This window comes from Pseudomonas sp. o96-267 (assembly GCF_003935465.1).
Lineage (GTDB): Bacteria > Pseudomonadota > Gammaproteobacteria > Pseudomonadales > Pseudomonadaceae > Aquipseudomonas > Aquipseudomonas sediminis.
In genome coordinates this window covers 86,568-104,491 of sequence record NZ_RHQP01000006.1, presented here as the reverse complement: position 1 = coordinate 104,491, position 17,924 = coordinate 86,568, and the positions used below count along the sequence as shown (strand labels likewise).

The 17,924-nt window shown below is 61.2% G+C and carries 16 protein-coding genes; 5 read left to right on the top strand and 11 right to left on the bottom strand.

All coding sequences use genetic code 11. The features are described 5' to 3' along the window. Positions 1-17 precede the first annotated feature (17 nt). From EGJ86_RS05745 to ppsA, 6 genes are all read right to left on the bottom strand, one after another. Positions 18-842 (bottom strand): mechanosensitive ion channel domain-containing protein, encoded by an 825-nt coding sequence (locus tag EGJ86_RS05745; protein ID WP_125834374.1) that lies wholly within the window; start codon positions 840-842, stop codon positions 18-20. Position 843: 1 nt separating this feature from the next. Next, complete coding sequence (locus EGJ86_RS05740; RefSeq protein WP_371916923.1) at positions 844-1,095, bottom strand: CrfX protein; 252 nt, start codon at positions 1,093-1,095, stop codon at positions 844-846. 49 nt (positions 1,096-1,144) lie between these two features. Next, positions 1,145-2,131 carry a zinc transporter ZntB gene (locus EGJ86_RS05735; protein ID WP_125834373.1) on the bottom strand — a complete coding sequence of 329 codons (987 nt, stop codon included), beginning with the start codon at positions 2,129-2,131 and terminating at the stop codon, positions 1,145-1,147. Between the two features lie 4 nt (positions 2,132-2,135). Continuing rightward, on the bottom strand, positions 2,136-2,624 hold the full coding sequence (gene rraA / locus EGJ86_RS05730) for a ribonuclease E activity regulator RraA (RefSeq protein WP_125834372.1): 489 nt from the start codon (positions 2,622-2,624) through the stop codon (positions 2,136-2,138). A gap of 214 nt (positions 2,625-2,838) precedes the next feature. Beyond that, entirely contained in the window at positions 2,839-3,828 is a 990-nt protein-coding gene (locus EGJ86_RS05725) for an alpha/beta fold hydrolase (protein WP_125834371.1), read from the bottom strand. A 168-nt stretch (positions 3,829-3,996) separates the two neighbouring features. Further along, positions 3,997-6,369 carry a phosphoenolpyruvate synthase gene (gene ppsA / locus EGJ86_RS05720; RefSeq protein ID WP_125834370.1) on the bottom strand — a complete coding sequence of 791 codons (2,373 nt, stop codon included), beginning with the start codon at positions 6,367-6,369 and terminating at the stop codon, positions 3,997-3,999. Here ppsA and EGJ86_RS25280 point away from each other — a divergent pair. Beyond that, positions 6,316-6,513 (top strand): hypothetical protein, encoded by a 198-nt coding sequence (locus tag EGJ86_RS25280; protein WP_230874291.1) that lies wholly within the window; start codon positions 6,316-6,318, stop codon positions 6,511-6,513. The two genes, ppsA and EGJ86_RS25280, sit on opposite strands and share 54 nt — an antisense overlap. Before the next feature lie 36 nt (positions 6,514-6,549). Next, positions 6,550-7,368 (top strand): pyruvate, water dikinase regulatory protein, encoded by an 819-nt coding sequence (locus tag EGJ86_RS05715; RefSeq protein ID WP_125834369.1) that lies wholly within the window; start codon positions 6,550-6,552, stop codon positions 7,366-7,368. Between the two features lie 66 nt (positions 7,369-7,434). Here the strand turns inward: EGJ86_RS05715 and prpF are convergent, their stop codons facing one another. The 5 genes from prpF to EGJ86_RS05685 form a co-directional block, all read right to left on the bottom strand. Then, positions 7,435-8,622 carry a 2-methylaconitate cis-trans isomerase PrpF gene (gene prpF / locus EGJ86_RS05710; RefSeq protein WP_106732365.1) on the bottom strand — a complete coding sequence of 396 codons (1,188 nt, stop codon included), beginning with the start codon at positions 8,620-8,622 and terminating at the stop codon, positions 7,435-7,437. Positions 8,623-8,943: 321 nt separating this feature from the next. Beyond that, positions 8,944-11,553: a Fe/S-dependent 2-methylisocitrate dehydratase AcnD gene (acnD, locus tag EGJ86_RS05700; protein WP_177432780.1), complete on the bottom strand. Its 2,610-nt coding sequence runs from the start codon at positions 11,551-11,553 to the stop codon at positions 8,944-8,946. 13 nt (positions 11,554-11,566) lie between these two features. After that, complete coding sequence (prpC, locus tag EGJ86_RS05695; protein WP_125834367.1) at positions 11,567-12,724, bottom strand: 2-methylcitrate synthase; 1,158 nt, start codon at positions 12,722-12,724, stop codon at positions 11,567-11,569. A gap of 119 nt (positions 12,725-12,843) precedes the next feature. After that, entirely contained in the window at positions 12,844-13,731 is an 888-nt protein-coding gene (gene prpB, locus EGJ86_RS05690; protein ID WP_125834366.1) for a methylisocitrate lyase, read from the bottom strand. After that, positions 13,728-14,450 (bottom strand): GntR family transcriptional regulator, encoded by a 723-nt coding sequence (locus tag EGJ86_RS05685; RefSeq protein ID WP_099524290.1) that lies wholly within the window; start codon positions 14,448-14,450, stop codon positions 13,728-13,730. The genes prpB and EGJ86_RS05685 overlap by 4 nt, the downstream gene beginning before the upstream one ends. Positions 14,451-14,754: 304 nt before the next feature. Between EGJ86_RS05685 and EGJ86_RS05680 the strand changes: the two genes are divergently transcribed. Genes EGJ86_RS05680 through EGJ86_RS05670 form a run of 3 tightly spaced genes read left to right on the top strand, consistent with a single transcriptional unit; the run spans position 14,755 to position 17,811 of the window. Beyond that, the gene (locus tag EGJ86_RS05680; RefSeq protein ID WP_099524292.1) at positions 14,755-15,288 is read left to right on the top strand and encodes an ATP-dependent zinc protease; all 534 of its coding nucleotides are present in this window, start codon (positions 14,755-14,757) and stop codon (positions 15,286-15,288) included. A gap of 5 nt (positions 15,289-15,293) precedes the next feature. Further along, complete coding sequence (locus EGJ86_RS05675; RefSeq protein WP_106732369.1) at positions 15,294-16,820, top strand: inactive transglutaminase family protein; 1,527 nt, start codon at positions 15,294-15,296, stop codon at positions 16,818-16,820. 4 nt (positions 16,821-16,824) lie between these two features. Further along, positions 16,825-17,811 carry an alpha-L-glutamate ligase-like protein gene (locus EGJ86_RS05670; protein ID WP_099524298.1) on the top strand — a complete coding sequence of 329 codons (987 nt, stop codon included), beginning with the start codon at positions 16,825-16,827 and terminating at the stop codon, positions 17,809-17,811. Positions 17,812-17,924: the final 113 nt, after the last annotated feature.

Genomic DNA, 17,924 nt, shown 5'->3' with positions numbered 1-17,924 from the left:
AAAATAACAGATTGGCGTCAGCGACTGTTCACGCGTTGCTCGAGCATCACTCGATTTGCCACCGATACCAGCTCACCGGTATCGGTCAACAGGGTGGTTTTCACTGTGCCGATCTCTTCGATCTGCCCTTCGACCTCACCAACCTGCACTTGTTGCCCGACCTGATACAGCTCGCGCACATAAATGCCAGCGAGAATCTGGCTGGCGATATCGCGGCTGCCCAGCCCCAGCGCCAGCGCGACCGCCAGACCAACGGAGATCAGTACGATGGCAATCACGTTGTTGAGCAGATCGGTCTTGATCTCCAGCTGGCCGATGGCCACCGAGATACTGATGATGATCACCAGACCTTGAGCGACACGCCCCAGCCCGTTGGCGTACTCGAGGCCAACACCTTCGGCAGCACCGCGTATCAGGCTGCTGACCAATTGCGCCAGCAGCACACCGGCAAGCAGCACCAAGGCAGCGCCGAAAACTTTCGGCAGATACAGCGCCAGCACGTCGAGCGTCGCGGAAACGCGTTGCAGACCAAGCGATTCAGCGGCCGACACCAGGAAGATCAGCAGCACGAACCAATAGACGATCTTGCCGACCAGGGTCGATATCGGTGCGTGAATGCCGACGCGCGCCAGCAGCTTGGTCAGACCGGTACCTGTCATCAGGCGGTCCAGGCCGACCTTGCCGAGCAGCTTGGACAGCAGCGTGTCGAGCAACTTGGCGACGACGAAGCCAAGCAGCACCAATACCAGTGCAACGAACAGGTTAGGTATGAATCCAGCAACCTTGGTCCACAACGCGGTCATCGCGGAGATCAGGCTTTGGGTCCAGGGATCGAGTTCCATTTCAGTCGGCCTTATCAGCAGAAGCAGAGGATTGGTTACGGCGCGAAACCGGCGCGACATGCGCCGAACCGTTGTTCAGAGCGATCATCAGAGCCTGCGCCCAGTGGCCTATCAGACTGAACAGGTCACCAGCACCGACCTGGCGATTGGCGGTCTTGAGAACCCGGTGCAGGCAAGCATCGTCGTCATGGCTGGACGGCGAGGACTTGAGCAAATCGCGTAGAGACTCTTCGAATGGATCGTGCATGCGCACCTCACGGGATGTCACGGCTAGACGAAGTAGCCAGCGGATGAGTCACACATCACAGCCAACGCCAACGGCGAAAAAGCAGCAATTGGGCCAGTGCCAGAAGGACCATGAGGCCGCAGGCGATGAAGAAGCCAACGGGGTTTTCCGCCCCGGGGATTCCGCCAACGTTGATGCCCAGCAAACCGGTCAGAAAGGTCAGTGGCAGGAACAGGCCAGTGATCACGGTGAAGCGGTACATGATGCGGTTCATGCGCTCACCAAGACGCCGGCTTTCTGCCTCCAGCACCAGGCCGACGCGCTCACGAATCAACTCCAGCTCTTCCAGATAGCGGGTCAGGCGGTTGTTCAACTCGTTCCAGTAGTCACCGTCGTCATCGACGAACCAGGGCTGTCGATTGCGCGCCAGTTGCGCGTAGAGATCGCGCTGCGGCGCCAGGAACCGACGCAAGCTGGCCGCCCGCCGACGTATCTGCAACACCAGACCGTGATCAGGACGATAGCGCTCATCGCCATCAAGGCCATCTTCCTCGACGTCGAGCTGCTCACTCAGCTCGGCAATCAGATCATCGACGCGACTGGTGAGGTGACGGGCGAGCTCCAGGAGCAGCTCGGACGACGTCTTCGGCCCCTTGCCCGCCAGCAGATCAGCAATCAATGCATCGGTTGCGTGCAATGGACGCTGACGCAGGGAGATCACCCGCCGGGCATCAGCGAAGATTCGCACCGATACCATGTCTTCCGGCTCGGCGCCGGGATTACGGTTGACGCCGCGCAAGAACAACAGCAGCTCGTCGTCGGGCAGAGGCAGCAGACGTGGCCGGGTATTTTCCTCCAGCAGCAGGTTGCAGCTGAATTCATCCAGCCCGCTGTGCTCGCGCAACCAGTGTTGTGACTGTTCCTGGCTGCGATCCCAGTGCAGCCACAGGCTTTCCTGTTCACCTAGCAGCAGAGTGTCCAGTTCTTCGCGACTGATGCTACGCGCACCGCCACGACCATCGAGCACGAAGGCGTGCAACAGCGCCGAATCCTGATCCTGCATCGGATTATTCCGGCATGTTCAAGGCTTGCGGGGAAACGATGACGCCGTTGTTGTCGGCGTACAGGTAATCGCCGGGCTTGAAAGTCACACCGCCAAAGGTGACGGGGACATTCAGGTCGCCGATGCCGCGCTTGTCAGTCTTCATCGGATGACTGGCCAACGCCTGCACGCCCAGATCGGTCTGCGCGATGACGTCGACATCACGGATGCAGCCATATACGACGATGCCTTCCCAGCCGTTCTTGGCCGCCTTCTCGGCCAGCATGTCGCCAAGCAGTGCACGTCGCAGGGAGCCGCCGCCATCCACAACCAGCACCTTGCCGTGCCCTGGCAGATCGACCTGCTCCTTCACCAGCGAGTTGTCCTCATGGCACTTGATGGTGACGATCTGGCCACCGAAAGAATCGCGGCCGCCGTAGTTGGCGAACATCGGCTCGACGACCTGGACCAGTTCCGGATAGGCATCGCACAGATCAGGGGTGATGTAGTGCATGACAGAGCTCCTTTCGACAATGGATGAGAAGGCAGCCACCTTCATGGACCTGCTTGAAGCGAGTCAATTCAGCATCGGGCTATCGCTACGAACCCGCCCGACAATGAACGACAAGCAAGCAGGCGAACCTGAAATGACCGCCTACGCATGATGCGTCACATCTTACCGCTAAGCCCGTGCCGAAGAAACGGCCGGGACGATCTCAAACAGCAGCTCAAGATCCTATAGCAGAGGCCTGCTCGGCAAAACCGGCGGGTAGTTGCAGATGCTGCAACCAATACTCGGTCAGTGGCCATACCTCACGCTGCGCCTCTTTGCTGACCAGCATTTCGATATGCCCGAAGTCGCTGGAGAAGCCGTTTTCCTTGCCTAGCAGCAAGAACTGCGACGGCGCTGCACTGCACTGCTCCAGCAGCTTGCGACAGGCCCAGGCAGGGTCTTGCTGATCGGCTGCCGCCCCTACGGCCAGAATCGGTATGCGCACCTCAGTCAGGCCAGCCCACCAATCCTGATCGGCATCGCCGAAACGACCGAATAGCTTGAGCCAGCGCAGGGTTTCCAGTGCCAGGCCGGTCGGTTCGTCTTCGGGGCCGCGCTTCAGCCGGCGCCCGGAAAGGTAAGGGAAGGCACGCAACAGCAGGCGGCCGCCCCACTCCACCGGCGGCAACTTGAGAGGCCAGTAGATACGACTGATCTGGCTGCCGAACAAGGCTACCGAGCGCGCACGCGCCTCATCGAGATAACCACCGCCCAAGGCTGCCGCCAGAATCACTCCGCCGAGGGAATGACCGATCCAGTGCGAGGTTTGCCCGGTCTGCTCGATGATGAAATCAGCAATGGCTGGAAGGTCATAGCGCACGTACAGCGCCACGTGGTTATCTCGATAGTTTTCGTTGCGCGGCGACAGGCCGTGGCCGCGCATTTCCGCGATCCACACATCGAACCCCGCACGCGCCAGGTAAGGCCCCAGGCCAATGGCCTTGGGTGAATACCAGAAGCGCCGATTGGAAAAGCTGCCATGCAGCAATACCACAGGGACGCCGCGCTCGCCTTCGGCACCTGCGCGGCCGAGCCGGGTCAGGGCCAATTCGACGCTGGAGTCGGGGCTGTTGTTGGGTTTGAGAAGATAGACATCCTCGCTCAGATCACCGCGTAATTCGGCGCTGATCAGGGCGACGGGGAAAAGCTCACTGCTGCTTTGCATGGATCAGGTGACCGCAATGGCGCTATGCCACAAAGGAAATCAGGCCAGGAACGGCCCTGTTGCCAGCCGCTCAAGAGAAACGCCGCAACTTCTATGCGAAATCGCGGCGTTTTTCTTGAACCTTCGCCTCTACGCAAGGCGGGTTACACCCGCCCTGCGCAATGAACATCAGGCAGGCTGAGTCTCGGCCAGGAAGAACCAGGTGTCGAGTACCGAGTCAGGGTTCAGTGACACGCTCTCGATACCTTGCTCCATCAGCCACTTGGCCAGATCCGGGTGGTCCGACGGCCCCTGACCGCAGATGCCGATGTATTTGCCAGCCTTGTTGCAGGCGGCAATGGCATTGGCCAGCAGTTTCTTCACGGCCGGGTTACGTTCATCGAACAGGTGGGCGACGATGCCGGAGTCACGGTCCAGGCCCAGGGTCAACTGGGTCAGGTCGTTGGAGCCGATGGAGAAACCGTCGAAGAACTCGAGGAACTCTTCAGCCAGAATGGCGTTGGACGGCAGCTCGCACATCATGATGACCTTCAGGCCATCCTGACCGCGGGCCAGGCCATTGCTGGCCAGTAGCTCGACCACTTGCGACGCCTCGCCCAGGGTACGCACGAACGGCACCATGATCTCGACGTTGGTCAGGCCCATCTCGTTGCGCACTTTCTTCAGCGCGCGGCATTCCAGCTCGAAGCAGTCGCGGAAGGATTCGCTGATGTAGCGCGAAGCACCACGGAAGCCCAGCATCGGGTTCTCTTCTTCCGGCTCATACAGCTTGCCGCCGATCAGGTTGGCGTATTCGTTGGACTTGAAGTCCGACAGACGCACGATGACCTTCTTCGGCCAGAACGCCGCGGCCAGGGTGCTGATGCCCTCGACCAGCTTCTCGACGTAGAAGTCGACCGGATCACCGTATCCGGCGATGCGCTTCTCGACGCTGTCCTTGATCTCCGGCGGCAGGCCAGCGAAGTTCAGCAGTGCCTTGGGGTGCACACCAATCATGCGATTGATGATGAACTCCAGGCGGGCCAGGCCTACGCCTTCATTCGGCAGTTGAGCGAAGTCGAAGGCACGGTCCGGGTTACCGACGTTCATCATGATCTTGAACGGCAGGTCCGGCATGGCGTCGACCGAGTTCTTACGAATGTCGAAGCCCAGTTCGCCTTCGAAGATGAAGCCGGTGTCGCCTTCGGCGCAGGACACGGTGACGCCCTGACCATCTTTCAGCACCTGGGTGGCGTTGCCGCAACCGACCACGGCCGGAATGCCCAGCTCACGGGCGATGATCGCCGCGTGGCAAGTACGGCCGCCACGGTTGGTGACGATGGCACTGGCGCGCTTCATCACCGGCTCCCAGTCCGGGTCGGTCATATCGGAGACCAGCACGTCGCCGGGCTGCACCTTGTCCATCTCGGATACGTCGTGGATCACCCGCACCTTGCCGGCGCCGATGCGCTGACCGATGGCGCGGCCTTCGACCAGCACGGTGCCCTTCTCTTTCAGCAGGTAGCGCTCCATCACGGTGGCGCTGGCGCGGCTTTTCACGGTTTCCGGACGGGCCTGCACGATGTACAGCTTGCCGTCGTCACCGTCCTTGGCCCACTCGATGTCCATCGGGCGGCCGTAGTGTTTCTCGATGATCAGTGCCTGCTTGGCCAGTTCGCTGACCTCGGCGTCGGTGATGCAGAAGCGCGCGCGCTCGGCACGGTCGACTTCCACGGTCTTGACCGAACGACCGGCCTTGGCTTCGTCGCCGTAGACCATCTTGATCGCCTTGCTGCCCAGGTTGCGACGCAGAATGGCCGGGCGGCCGGCTTCCAGGGTCGGCTTGTGCACGTAGAACTCGTCGGGGTTCACCGCGCCCTGCACGACGGTCTCGCCGAGACCGTAGGCGCCGGTGATGAACACCACGTCACGGAAGCCCGATTCGGTGTCCAGGGTGAACATCACACCGGCGGTGCCGGTTTCCGAACGCACCATGCGCTGCACGCCAGCGGACAGGGCGACCAGCTTGTGGTCGAAGCCCTGGTGCACGCGGTAGGCGATGGCACGATCGTTGAACAGCGAGGCGAAGACTTCCTTGGCGGCGCGAATCACATTGTCCACGCCACGGATGTTGAGGAAGGTTTCCTGTTGGCCGGCGAAGGAAGCGTCCGGCAGGTCTTCGGCGGTGGCGGAGGAACGCACGGCCACGGCCATGTTGTCGTTGCCGGCGCTCATGGTGGCGAAGGCTTCACGAATCTGCTTGTCCAGCTCGGCGGGGAACTCGGCGTCCATCACCCATTGGCGAATCTGCGCGCCGGTCTTGGCCAGGGCATTGACGTCATCGACGTCCAGGGCATCGAGCGCTGCGTGGATCTGCGCATTCAGGCCGCTTTGCTCGAGAAAGTCGCGGTAGGCCTGAGCCGTAGTGGCGAAACCGCCGGGCACCGAAACGCCGGCGCCGGCCAGGTTGCTGATCATCTCGCCGAGGGATGCGTTCTTGCCCCCCACATGCTCAACATCGTGATTGCCGAGCTTATCGAGGGAAACTACGTACTCTACCAAGGTGATCTCTCCACTAACTGTATTGGAAAAGCTCAGTGGGCTGCGCAATGTCGAACGACCGAGGTCGCGCGATTGTGGCCTTGCCCTTGTATAAGTAACAATGCCGAACCCGGTGGGCCCGGCGTAAAACGCGGCCTATCATAGCCAAGAATCGACCTCAGCTTAAGGCCTTTGGCGCAAATGAAACGAACCGCTTTCTTCATCTCCGACGGCACCGGCATCACCGCCGAAACCCTGGGCCAGAGCCTGCTCGCGCAGTTCGAGAACATTCAGTTCACCAAACTGACCCGCCCTTACATCGACAGCGTCGATAAAGCGCGCGCCATGGTACAACAAATCGATGCCGCCGCCGAAAGGGACGGCGCCCGTCCGATCATCTTCGACACCATCGTCAACCGCGATATTCGTGCGATTCTCGATACCGCCAATGGTTTCATGATCGACATCTTCTCGACCTTCCTCTCGCCACTGGAGCAGGAGCTGAGCTCGCACTCCTCCTACTCCGTCGGCAAGTCGCACTCCATCGGCCAGCACTCCAACTACATGGAGCGCATCGAGGCGGTCAACTTCGCCCTCGACAACGACGATGGTGCCCGCACCCACTACTACGACAAGGCCGACCTGATCCTGGTCGGCGTGTCGCGCTGCGGCAAGACGCCAACCTGCCTGTACATGGCCATGCAATACGGTATCCGCGCCGCCAACTACCCGCTGACCGAAGACGACATGGAGCGCCTGCAGCTCCCAGAGTCGCTGAAGAAGTACCGCGACAAGCTGTTCGGCCTGACCATCGACCCGGATCGCCTCACCGCCCTCCGCCACGCGCGCAAGCCCAACAGCCGCTACGCCAGCTTCGCCCAGTGCGAGTTCGAAGTGCGCGAGGTGGAAGGTCTGTTCCGCCGTGAAAACATCGCCTTCATCAACTCCACACATTTCTCGGTCGAGGAGATTTCGGCCAAGATCTTGGTGGAAAAAGGTGTTGAACGACGCCTTAAATAAGTTTCGTAACTAGCTGTTTTAAAAATAAAAAGACTCGAAACCTCGAGTCTTTTCTAAGTTAGAGCATCAGAAACTTCCGCCCGGCACTCGCACCCAGCCCTCCATGAGGATGCGCGCACTGCGGCTCATCACTGCCTTGGTCACTGTCCACTGACCATCGACCAGACGAGCCTGTGCACCAACCCGCAAGGTGCCGGACGGATGGCCAAAACGCACCGCCTCACGCTCGCCGCAACCGGCAGCCAGGTTGACCAGAGTGCCCGGTATCGCCGCCGCCGTGCCGATGGCCACCGCGCAGGTGCCCATCATGGCGTGGTGCAGCTTGCCCATAGAAAGCGCACGCACCAGCAGGTCGACCTCGCCGGCCCTGATATCCTTGCCGCTGGACGTGCGGTAATCCTTGGGCGGACTGACGAAGGCGATCTTCGGGGTGTGCTGACGTGTCGCAGCCTCCTCGGCCGTTTTGATCAGCCCCATGCGCAGCGCACCGGCAATGCGGATCTGCTCGAAACGCGCCAGTTGCGCCGGGTCGCCATTGATGGCCTCACGCAGCTCGGTGCCCTGGTAGCCGATGTCCTCGGCATTGACGAAGATGGTCGGGATGCCGGCGGTGATCATGGTCGCCTTGAAAGTGCCGACGCCGGGCACTTCGAGGTCATCGACCAGATTGCCGGTGGGAAACATCGAACCGCCATCCTCGCCGTCATCGGACGGGTCGAGGAACTCCAGCACGATCTCCGCTGCTGGGAAGGTGACGCCGTCCAGCTCGAAATCACCGGTTTCCTGCACCTGGCCATTACTGACCGGCACGTGGGCGATGATGGTTTTCTGGATATTGGCCTGCCAGATACGCACCACACAGGTACCGCTTTCAGGAATACGCGCTGGATCGACCAGGCCGGCATGGATGGCGAAGGCGCCGGCGGCGGTGGACAAGTTGCCGCAGTTGCCGCTCCAGTCGACGAAGGCCTTGTCGATGGAGACCTGGCCGTAGAGGTAATCGACGTCATGCTCGGGCTGAGTGCTTTTCGACAGGATCACGCACTTGGAGGTACTCGAGGTGGCACCGCCCATACCGTCGATCTGCGCCGCATACGGATCGGGGCTACCGATCACGCGCATGAACAGCTTGTCGCGCGCCTCGCCAGGCACCTGGCAACGCTCGGGCAGATCCTGCAGGCGGAAGAACACGCCCTTGCTGGTGCCGCCACGCATGTAGGTGGCGGGGATTTTCACTTGCGGCAGATAAGCCATGAGTGCAGTCCTGAAAGAATGATGATGCAGGTTTTTCCCGGATCACATCCGGGCGAGCGCTACCGTTTCTTGTAGGAGCGAGCTCTGCTCGCGAATAGCCTCGCGGAGAAGCTTCGTTCGCGAGCAGAGCTCGCTCCTACGGAAGGTTGTACCGGCCCGCTTAGGGCGCCTCTAAAAACGTAGGCGAGGCAGCCAGTGCAAGGCAAAAACAGGCGAAAAAGCGCAGTTTACGCGCTGTAAATGAGCATTTTGAGCCTGTTTTTAACGCAGCAATGGCAACGCAGGTAGTTTTTAGAGGTGCCCTTAGGGCCGGTCGTTACATCAAGCCACCGCACCTTCGAGGAAGTCCTTGGCGAAGCGCTGCAGCACGCCGCCGGCCTTGTACACGCTGACATCCGCCGCGGTATCCAGTCGGCAGGTCACCGGCACCCGAACCACCTCGCCGTTGCGGCGATTGACCACCAGGGTCAGGTCGCAGCGCGGCGAGATATCGCCCTCGATGTCATAGGTTTCGGTGCCATCCAGACCCAGGGTCAGACGGGTAGTGCCCGGCTTGAACTCCACCGGCAGCACGCCCATGCCCACCAGGTTGGTGCGGTGGATGCGCTCGAAGCCCTCGGTGACGATCACTTCCACACCCGCCAAACGCACGCCCTTGGCCGCCCAATCCCGCGACGAGCCCTGGCCGTAGTCGGCACCGGCGACGATGATCAGGTTCTGCTTGCGGTTCATGTAGGTCTCGATGGCCTCCCACATGCGCATTACCTGGCCTTCCGGCTCGACGCGGGCCAGCGAACCCTTCTTCACCTGCCCGTTGACCACGGCCATCTCGTTGACCAGTTGCGGGTTGGCGAAGGTGGCGCGCTGCGCGGTCAGGTGGTCGCCGCGGTGGGTGGCGTAGGAGTTGAAGTCCTCTTCCGGCAGGCCCATTTTCGCCAGGTACTCACCGGCGGCCGAGTCCGCCAGGATGGCGTTGGACGGCGACAGGTGATCGGTGGTGATGTTGTCCGGCAGAATCGCCAGCGGACGCATGCCCTTGAGCGTGCGCTCGCCGGCCAGCGCGCCTTCCCAATACGGCGGACGGCGAATATAGGTGGACATCGGGCGCCAGTCGTACAGAGGGCTTTCCGCCTCCTGCACGCTGCCCAGGTCGAACATCGGGATATAGATCTGCTTGAACTGCTCTGGCTTCACCGAAGCGGCAACGATGGCGTCGATCTCTTCGTCGCTCGGCCACAAATCCTTCAGCGTGATCGGATTACCCTGAGCATCGGTACCCAGCGCATCCTGCTCGATATCGAAGCGCACGGTGCCAGCGATGGCATAGGCCACCACCAGCGGCGGCGAGGCCAGGAAGGCCTGCTTGGCATAAGGATGGATGCGCCCGTCAAAGTTGCGGTTGCCCGAGAGCACTGCAGTGGCATACAGATCGCGGTCAATGATTTCTTTCTGGATCACCGGATCGAGCGCGCCGGACATGCCATTGCAGGTGGTGCAGGCGTAGGCAACGATGCCGAAGCCAAGCTTTTCCAGCTCCGGCAGCAGACCGGCTTCTTCCAGGTACAGCTTGGCAACCTTGGACCCCGGCGCGAACGAGGTCTTCACCCAGGGTTTGCGCACCAGGCCCAGCGCATTGGCCTTCTTCGCCACCAGACCGGCAGCGATGACGTTGCGCGGGTTGGAGGTGTTGGTGCAACTGGTGATGGCGGCGATGATCACTGCACCATCCGGCATCAGACCTTCGGCCTCTTCGACCTTGCCGCTCTGCAGCTTGGCTTCGTCGGCGATGCCACGCTCGGCCAGCGCCGAGGTCGGCAGGCGGCGATGCGGGTTGCTCGGGCCAGCCATGTTGCGCACCACGCTGCCCAGGTCGAAGCGCAGCACGCGCTCGTACTCGGCGGTTTTCAGCGCGTCGCTCCACAGGCCAAGGGTCTTGGCGTAGTGCTCCACCAACGCCACCTGCTCCGGCTCACGCCCCGTGAGCTTGAGGTAGTCGATGGTCTGGCCGTCAATATAGAACATCGAGGCCGTGGCGCCATACTCCGGGCACATATTGGAGATGGTCGCGCGGTCGCCGATGGACAGGCTGTCCGCCCCCTCACCGAAGAACTCGACCCAGGCACCGACCACTCGTTCCTTGCGCAGAAACTCGGTGATCGCCAGGACGATATCGGTGGCGGTGATACCTGGCTGGCGCTTGCCGGTGAGCTCGACGCCGACGATATCGGGCAGGCGCATCATCGACGGGTGGCCGAGCATCACCGTCTCGGCCTCCAGGCCGCCGACGCCAATGGCGATCACGCCCAGGGCATCCACGTGCGGAGTGTGCGAGTCGGTGCCGACGCAGGTATCGGGGAAGGCAATGCCGCCGCGCGCCTGGATCACCGGGCTCATCTTCTCCAGGTTGATCTGGTGCATGATGCCGTTGCCGGCCGGGATCACGTCGACGTTCTTGAACGCAGTTTTCGTCCAGTCGATGAAGTGGAAGCGATCCTCATTGCGGCGATCCTCGATGGCGCGGTTCTTCTCGAACGCATCCGGGTCGAAGCCCGGCGCCTCCACGGCCAGCGAGTGATCGACGATCAACTGGGTCGGTACTACGGGGTTAACCTTGGACGGGTCACCACCCTGGTCGGCGATGGCATCACGCAGGCCTGCCAGGTCGACCAGCGCGGTCTGGCCGAGAATGTCGTGGCAGACCACGCGCGCCGGGTACCAGGGAAAGTCCAGGTCGCGCTTGCGATAGACCAGCTGGTCCAGCGATGCGCTCAGATCCTGCGGATCGCAGCGGCGCACCAGCTGCTCAGCGAGTACGCGCGAGGTGTAGGGCAGCTTGTCCCAGGCACCGACCTGGATCGCCTCGACCGCCTCACGTGCGTCGAAGTAATCCAGTGCAGTGCCGGGCAAGCGCTTGCGGTATTGGCTATTCACGGTGTCATTCATCTTATTTACGGTCCTTGAGCGGCACGAACTTCAGGTCTTCAGGGCCTGTGTAGTTGGCGCTCGGGCGGATGATCTTGCCGTCGATGCGCTGCTCGATGACGTGCGCCGACCAACCGGCAGTGCGGGCGATGACGAACAGCGGGGTGAACATGGCGGTGGGCACGCCCATCATGTGGTAGCTCACGGCGCTGAACCAGTCGAGGTTGGGGAACATCTTCTTGATGTCCCACATGATGGTTTCCAGGCGCTCGGCGATGTCATACATCTTGGTATTGCCCTGCTCCACGGACAGCTCGCGGGCCACTTCCTTGATCACCTTGTTGCGCGGGTCGCTCACGGTGTAGACCGGATGACCGAAGCCGATCACCACTTCCTTGCGCCCTACTCGCTCGCGGATATCCGCCTCGGCTTCGTCCGGGCTGTCGTAGCGCTTCTGCACCTCGAAGGCCACTTCGTTGGCGCCGCCGTGTTTCGGCCCGCGTAGCGCGCCGATGGCGCCGGCGATGCAGGAGAACAGGTCGGAGCCGGTACCGGCGATCACCCGCGAGGTGAAGGTCGAGGCGTTGAATTCATGCTCGGCATACAGATTGAGCGAGGTGTGCATGGCTCGCACCCAGGACTCGCACGGTTTTTCGCCATGCAGCAGGTGCAGGAAGTGGCCGCCGATGGAGTCGTCGGCGGTCTCCACATCGATGCGCTTGCCGTTGTGGCTGTAGTGGTACCAATACAGGAGAGCCGAGCCGAGGGAGGCCATCAGTTTGTCGGCGATATCACGGGCGCCCGGATGGTTGTGGTCGTCCTTCTCCGGCGCCAGGCAGCCGAGTACGGAGACGGCGGTGCGCATCACGTCCATCGGGTGGGCTGATGGCGGCAGTTGCTCCAGAGCCGCCTTCACCCCTGCTGGCAGGCCGCGCAAGGCCTTGAGCTTGGCCTTGTAGCCGGCCAGCTCGGCAACGTTGGGCAGCTTGCCGTGCACCAGCAGGTGGGCGATTTCCTCGAACTCGCAGCGGTTGGCGAAATCCAGCACGTCGTAACCGCGGTAGTGCAGGTCGTTGCCGGTACGACCGACAGTACACAGCGCGGTGTTGCCGGCGGCGGTGCCGCTAAGGGCGACGGATTTCTTCGGCTTGAAGCCTGGCGTGGTTTCGGTGGCGCTCATGGTTATCTCCTCAAATCTTCTTGTTCTGCTTACTGTCAGCGGTAGCGAACCGTAAGAGCGGATTCATCCGCGAATCGCGAATAAATTCGCTCCTACACAAAGCAAATCCGTGCGCCGCTTTACTTCTTGCCGGCGGCGAACAGCGCGTCGAGCTTCTGCTCGAAGGCGTGGTAGCCGATGCGGTCGTAGAGTTCGGCGCGGGTCTGCATCTGCTCGATCACATCCTTCTGGTGGCCATTCTGGCGAATCGAGGTGTAGACACTTTCCGCCGCCTTGTTCGCCGCGCGAAAGGCCGACAGCGGATACAGCTGGATGGCGACGCCGACCGAGGCCAGTTCGTCGCGGGTGAAAAGCGGCGTAGCGCCGAATTCGGTGATATTGGCCAGCACCGGCACATTCAGCTCTTTGACGAAACGTGCATAGGTCGGCAGGTCGTAAGCCGCTTCGGCGAAGATTGCATCGGCGCCGGCCTCGACATAGCGCAGGCACCGTTCGATGGCGGCGTCGACACCTTCAGCCTGGATGGCGTCAGTACGGGCGATGAGGAAGAAGTCAGGATCGGTCTTGGCATCAGCGGCAGCTTTCACGCGGTCGCACATTTCCTCGCAGGAGACGATCTCCTTGCCCGGACGGTGGCCACAGCGCTTGGCGCCGACCTGATCCTCGATATGCGCGGCGGCGGCGCCGGCCTTGATCAGGTTCTTGATGGTGCGCTCGATATTGAAAGCCGACGGGCCGAAACCGGTGTCGATGTCCACCAGCAGCGGCAGATCGCAGACATCGGTGATACGGCGTACGTCGGTGAGCACGTCATCCAGGGTGTTGATGCCCAGATCCGGCAAACCGAGCGAGCCGGCCGCGACACCACCACCAGACAGGTAGATGGCACGAAAGCCTGCGCGCTTGGCCAGTAGTGCGTGGTTGGCGTTGATCGCGCCGATCACCTGCAGTGGTTGCTCTTCGGCGAGGGCCTGGCGGAAGCGCTGGCCGGCGGAAAGCTGGGTCATGAATCACCTCGAGTCTTGGATGAAGTGGCGAGCGTCTCTCTATAGTGACGCTCGATATTGCGTTTGGAGGCGCCGATATGGCGGCGCATCAGCAGCTCGGCCAGTTCGCCGTCACGGCCTTCGATGGCATCGAGAATGCGGTGGTGTTCGGCGAAGGCCTGGTGTGGCCGGTTGGGTGTGGCGGAGAACTGCAGGCGGTACATGCGCACCAGCTGATAGAGCTCGTCGCACAGCAGTTTGGCCAGGGTGCGGTTGCCGCTGCCCTGGATGATCCGGTAGTGGAAGTCGAAGTCGCCTTCCTGCTGGTAATAGCCGACACCGGCCTTGAACGCGGCGTCCTGCTCATGCAGCTCCAGCACTCGGCGCAATTCATCGATCTCGTGCTGAGTCATGCGCTCGGCGGCCAGACGGCAGGCCATGCCTTCCAAGGACTCGCGAATCTCGTATAGCTCGACCAGTTCGTCATGACTGAGCGATACCACCCGCGCCCCCACATGCGGGACGCGCACCAGCAGCTTCTGTCCTTCCAGACGGTGGATGGCCTCGCGCAACGGACCACGGCTGATGCCATAGGTGCGCGCCAGCTCAGGCTCGGAAATCTTGCTACCCGGGGCGATCTCGCCCTTGACGATGGCAGCCTGAATCAAGCGGAAAACATGTTCGGAAAGTGTTTCCGAATCCACCTGGGGCGCTGTAGACACTTCGGACTCGAGCAGCATGATTGTCGACACCACAGAGATACAATGACCATGAAATTACGTCAAAAAGCCATAAAGGTCAAAGCAGACCAAAGTATTGTCGACAATGTTTCCAGCCAAACCAGGCGAGCGAGCCGCGACCTTACTTGCAGAAAGCTACATAAGCGTCTGTCGGCACGGAAAATCTCCATGTTAGAATCCGCGCATTCATGCCCGGCTATCGCCTTTTGCCATGGCTGCTAGACTTCATGGCAGGCCGTTGTATGGCAGGATGCCGCCAGACGCTGCCCTTCACCTGCCCCTGGCAATACCCTCTCAAGGACACATGAGACTGAAACCCTTCTCCTTACTGATCTGCCTGCTGACCTTGTGCCCGGCTCTGGCCATGGGCAAGTCAATCTATGGTCTGAACGAATATATCCACGTAGAAGAACTGGACCTGCAGGTAGCCGCCAAACTCGATACCGGCGCAAAAACCGCGTCCTTGAGCGCCCGTGACATCAAGCGCTTCAAACGCGACGGAGAAACCTGGGTGCGTTTCGTGCTGGCCATCGATGATGCCCATGAGCGCACCATCGAGCGTCCGCTATCACGTATCAGCAAGATCAAACGCCGTGCTGGCGACTTCGATCCCGATGAAGGCAAGACCTACACGGCACGCCCGGTAATCGACCTTGAATTGTGCATGGGCAAGACCCTGCGCACGATCGAAGTGAACTTGACCGACCGAAGCGCATTCCAATACCCGCTTCTGATCGGCTCCGAAGCGCTCAAGCATTTCGAAGCCATGGTCGATCCAAGCCTTAAATATGCAGCTGGCAAACCCAACTGCACCGATGACGCAACCCCTGGCGAGTAATTCCCATGCGCTCTCTGAACCTACATCTGAAAGTCCTGATCACCCTGCTGGTGGCCTTGGGCGTTCTGATTACGGCATACCAAATCTTCATTCTCGGCATTCCGGTGACCGAGGACGAGACCGACGATCTGTGGAACATCGATGCCAGGGTCGAATTCCAGGCGACGCCGCGTGAGCCGGTGAAACTGCAGATGTTCGTGCCGCCGCTGAACCAGGATTACGTAAGCCTCAACGAGAGCTTCATCTCCAACAACTACGGTGTCAGCGTCAACCGTGTCGACGGCAACCGCCGCGTCACCTGGTCGGCCCGTCGCGCCAGCGGCAAACAAACCCTCTATTACCGTCTGGTACTGACCAAGCGTTACAGCGGTGAGCAGACACCTGCAAAAGGTCCGATCTTCCGCGACAGCATCCCGGTCGAAGGCCCTGAGAAGATTGCGGCCGAAGCCCTGCTGGCTCCGATTCGCCAGCACTCGGCGGACGTCGAGACCTTCATCAGCGAGACCATCAAGCGCGTCAACAACGCCAATGACGATAATGTCAAGCTGCTGCTTGGCGGCGATGCCTCCACCGTCAACAAGGCCAAGGTCGTCGAGCTGCTGCTGTCCATCGCTCACGTGCCGATGGAACGCGTGCACACCATTCGCCTGCAAGCCGAAGTCGCTCAATCGCCAGAACTGTGGCTGCGCAGCTTCAACGGCCAGAAGTGGTTGTACTTCAACCCCGAATCCGGTGAGCAAGGCCTGCCGGCCGACCGCCTGGTCTGGTGGATCGGCGATGGCGATCTGGTAAGCCTCGAAGGCGGTCGCCAAGCCTCTGTCAGCTTCAGCCTGAACAACAGCGAGATGAACGCCATCCGCCTGGCCAAGCTGACCGACGAGAACACCGACGCCAGCTTCCTCGAATACTCGCTATACGGCCTGCCGCTGCAGACCCAGCAGACGTTCATGATCATGGTGATGATCCCGATCGGCGTGCTGGTCATTCTGATCCTGCGCAACCTCGGCGGCCTGCAGACCCTGGGTACCTTCACCCCGGTACTGATCGCCCTCGCCTTCCGCGAAACCCAACTGGGCTTCGGTATCTTCCTGTTCACGGTGATTACTGCCCTCGGCCTGTCCCTACGCTCCTACCTGGAACATCTGAAGCTGCAGATGCTGCCGCGCCTGTCGGTAGTGTTGACCTTCGTCGTGGTACTGATCGCCGCTATCAGCCTGTTCAGCCACAAGCTGGGTCTCGAACGCGGTCTATCGGTTGCGCTGTTCCCGATGGTGATTCTGACCATGACCATCGAGCGCCTGTCGATCACCTGGGAAGAACGTGGCGGCAGCCATGCCTTCAAGGTCGCCATTGGCACGCTGTTCGCCGCCACTATCGCGCACCTGCTGATGAGCGTGCCCGAGCTGGTGTACTTCGTGTTCACCTTCCCGGCGATCCTGCTGATCCTGGTGGGCTTCATGCTGGCGATGGGTCGCTACCGCGGTTATCGCCTGACCGAACTGTTCCGTTTCAAAGCCTTCCTCAAGGACTAAGACCATGTTCGGCCTGATCAAGACGTGGAAGGCCCTTGAAGCCAAAGGCATCATGGGCATCAACCGACGCAATGCGGACTACGTGCTGAAGTACAACAAACGGCACCTGTACCCGATCGTCGACGACAAGATCATCACCAAGGAGCGGGCCATCGAGGCCGGCATCGATGTGCCGGAAATGTACGGCGTCATCGAGACCGAGAAGGACATCGACAAGCTCGATCAGATCATTGCCGGGCGCAATGACTTCGTGATCAAGCCGGCGCAAGGCGCTGGCGGTGATGGCATCACCGTTATCGCCGACCGCTTCGAGGATCGTTTCAAGACGGTATCCGGCAAGATCGTCAGCCACGAGGAGCTGGAGCAGCAGATCTCCAGCATCCTCTCCGGGTTGTATTCGCTCGGTGGTCACCGTGACCGTGCGCTGATCGAATACCGTGTCACCCCTGACACCATCTTCAAGAGCATCAGCTACGAAGGCGTGCCGGACATCCGCATTATCGTGCTGATGGGCTACCCGGTGATGGCCATGCTGCGCCTGCCGACACGCCAATCCAATGGCAAGGCCAACCTGCACCAGGGCGCCATTGGTGTCGGTGTCGACCTGGCCACTGGCATCACCCTGCGTGGTACCTGGCTGAACAACAAGATCAGCAAGCACCCGGACACCACCAACGCAGTGGACGGCGTGCAACTGCCTAACTGGGACGGCTTCATGAAGCTCGCCGCCGGCTGCTATGAGTTGTGCGGCCTGGGTTACATCGGTGTGGACATGGTGCTGGATCAGGACAAGGGCCCACTGATTCTCGAGCTCAACGCTCGCCCCGGGCTGAACATCCAGATCGCCAACGACTGCGGCCTGACCCACCGCGCCCATGCCGTGGAAGCGCGCCTGGAAGAGCTGAAAGCCAAAGGCATTCAGGAAGACGCCGAAGAGCGCGTGCGCTTCTCCCAGGAGCTGTTCGGCCACATCGTCAGCAAGGAAGTCTGACCAGCTAGCGCCGGGGGGGGGGGGGGGGGGGGGGGCGGCCCCCCCGCCCCCGCCCCGCGGACGGGACCGAAGAAAGGAGAGCCAGAGCAACACACACCCACCACGCCCAGCCC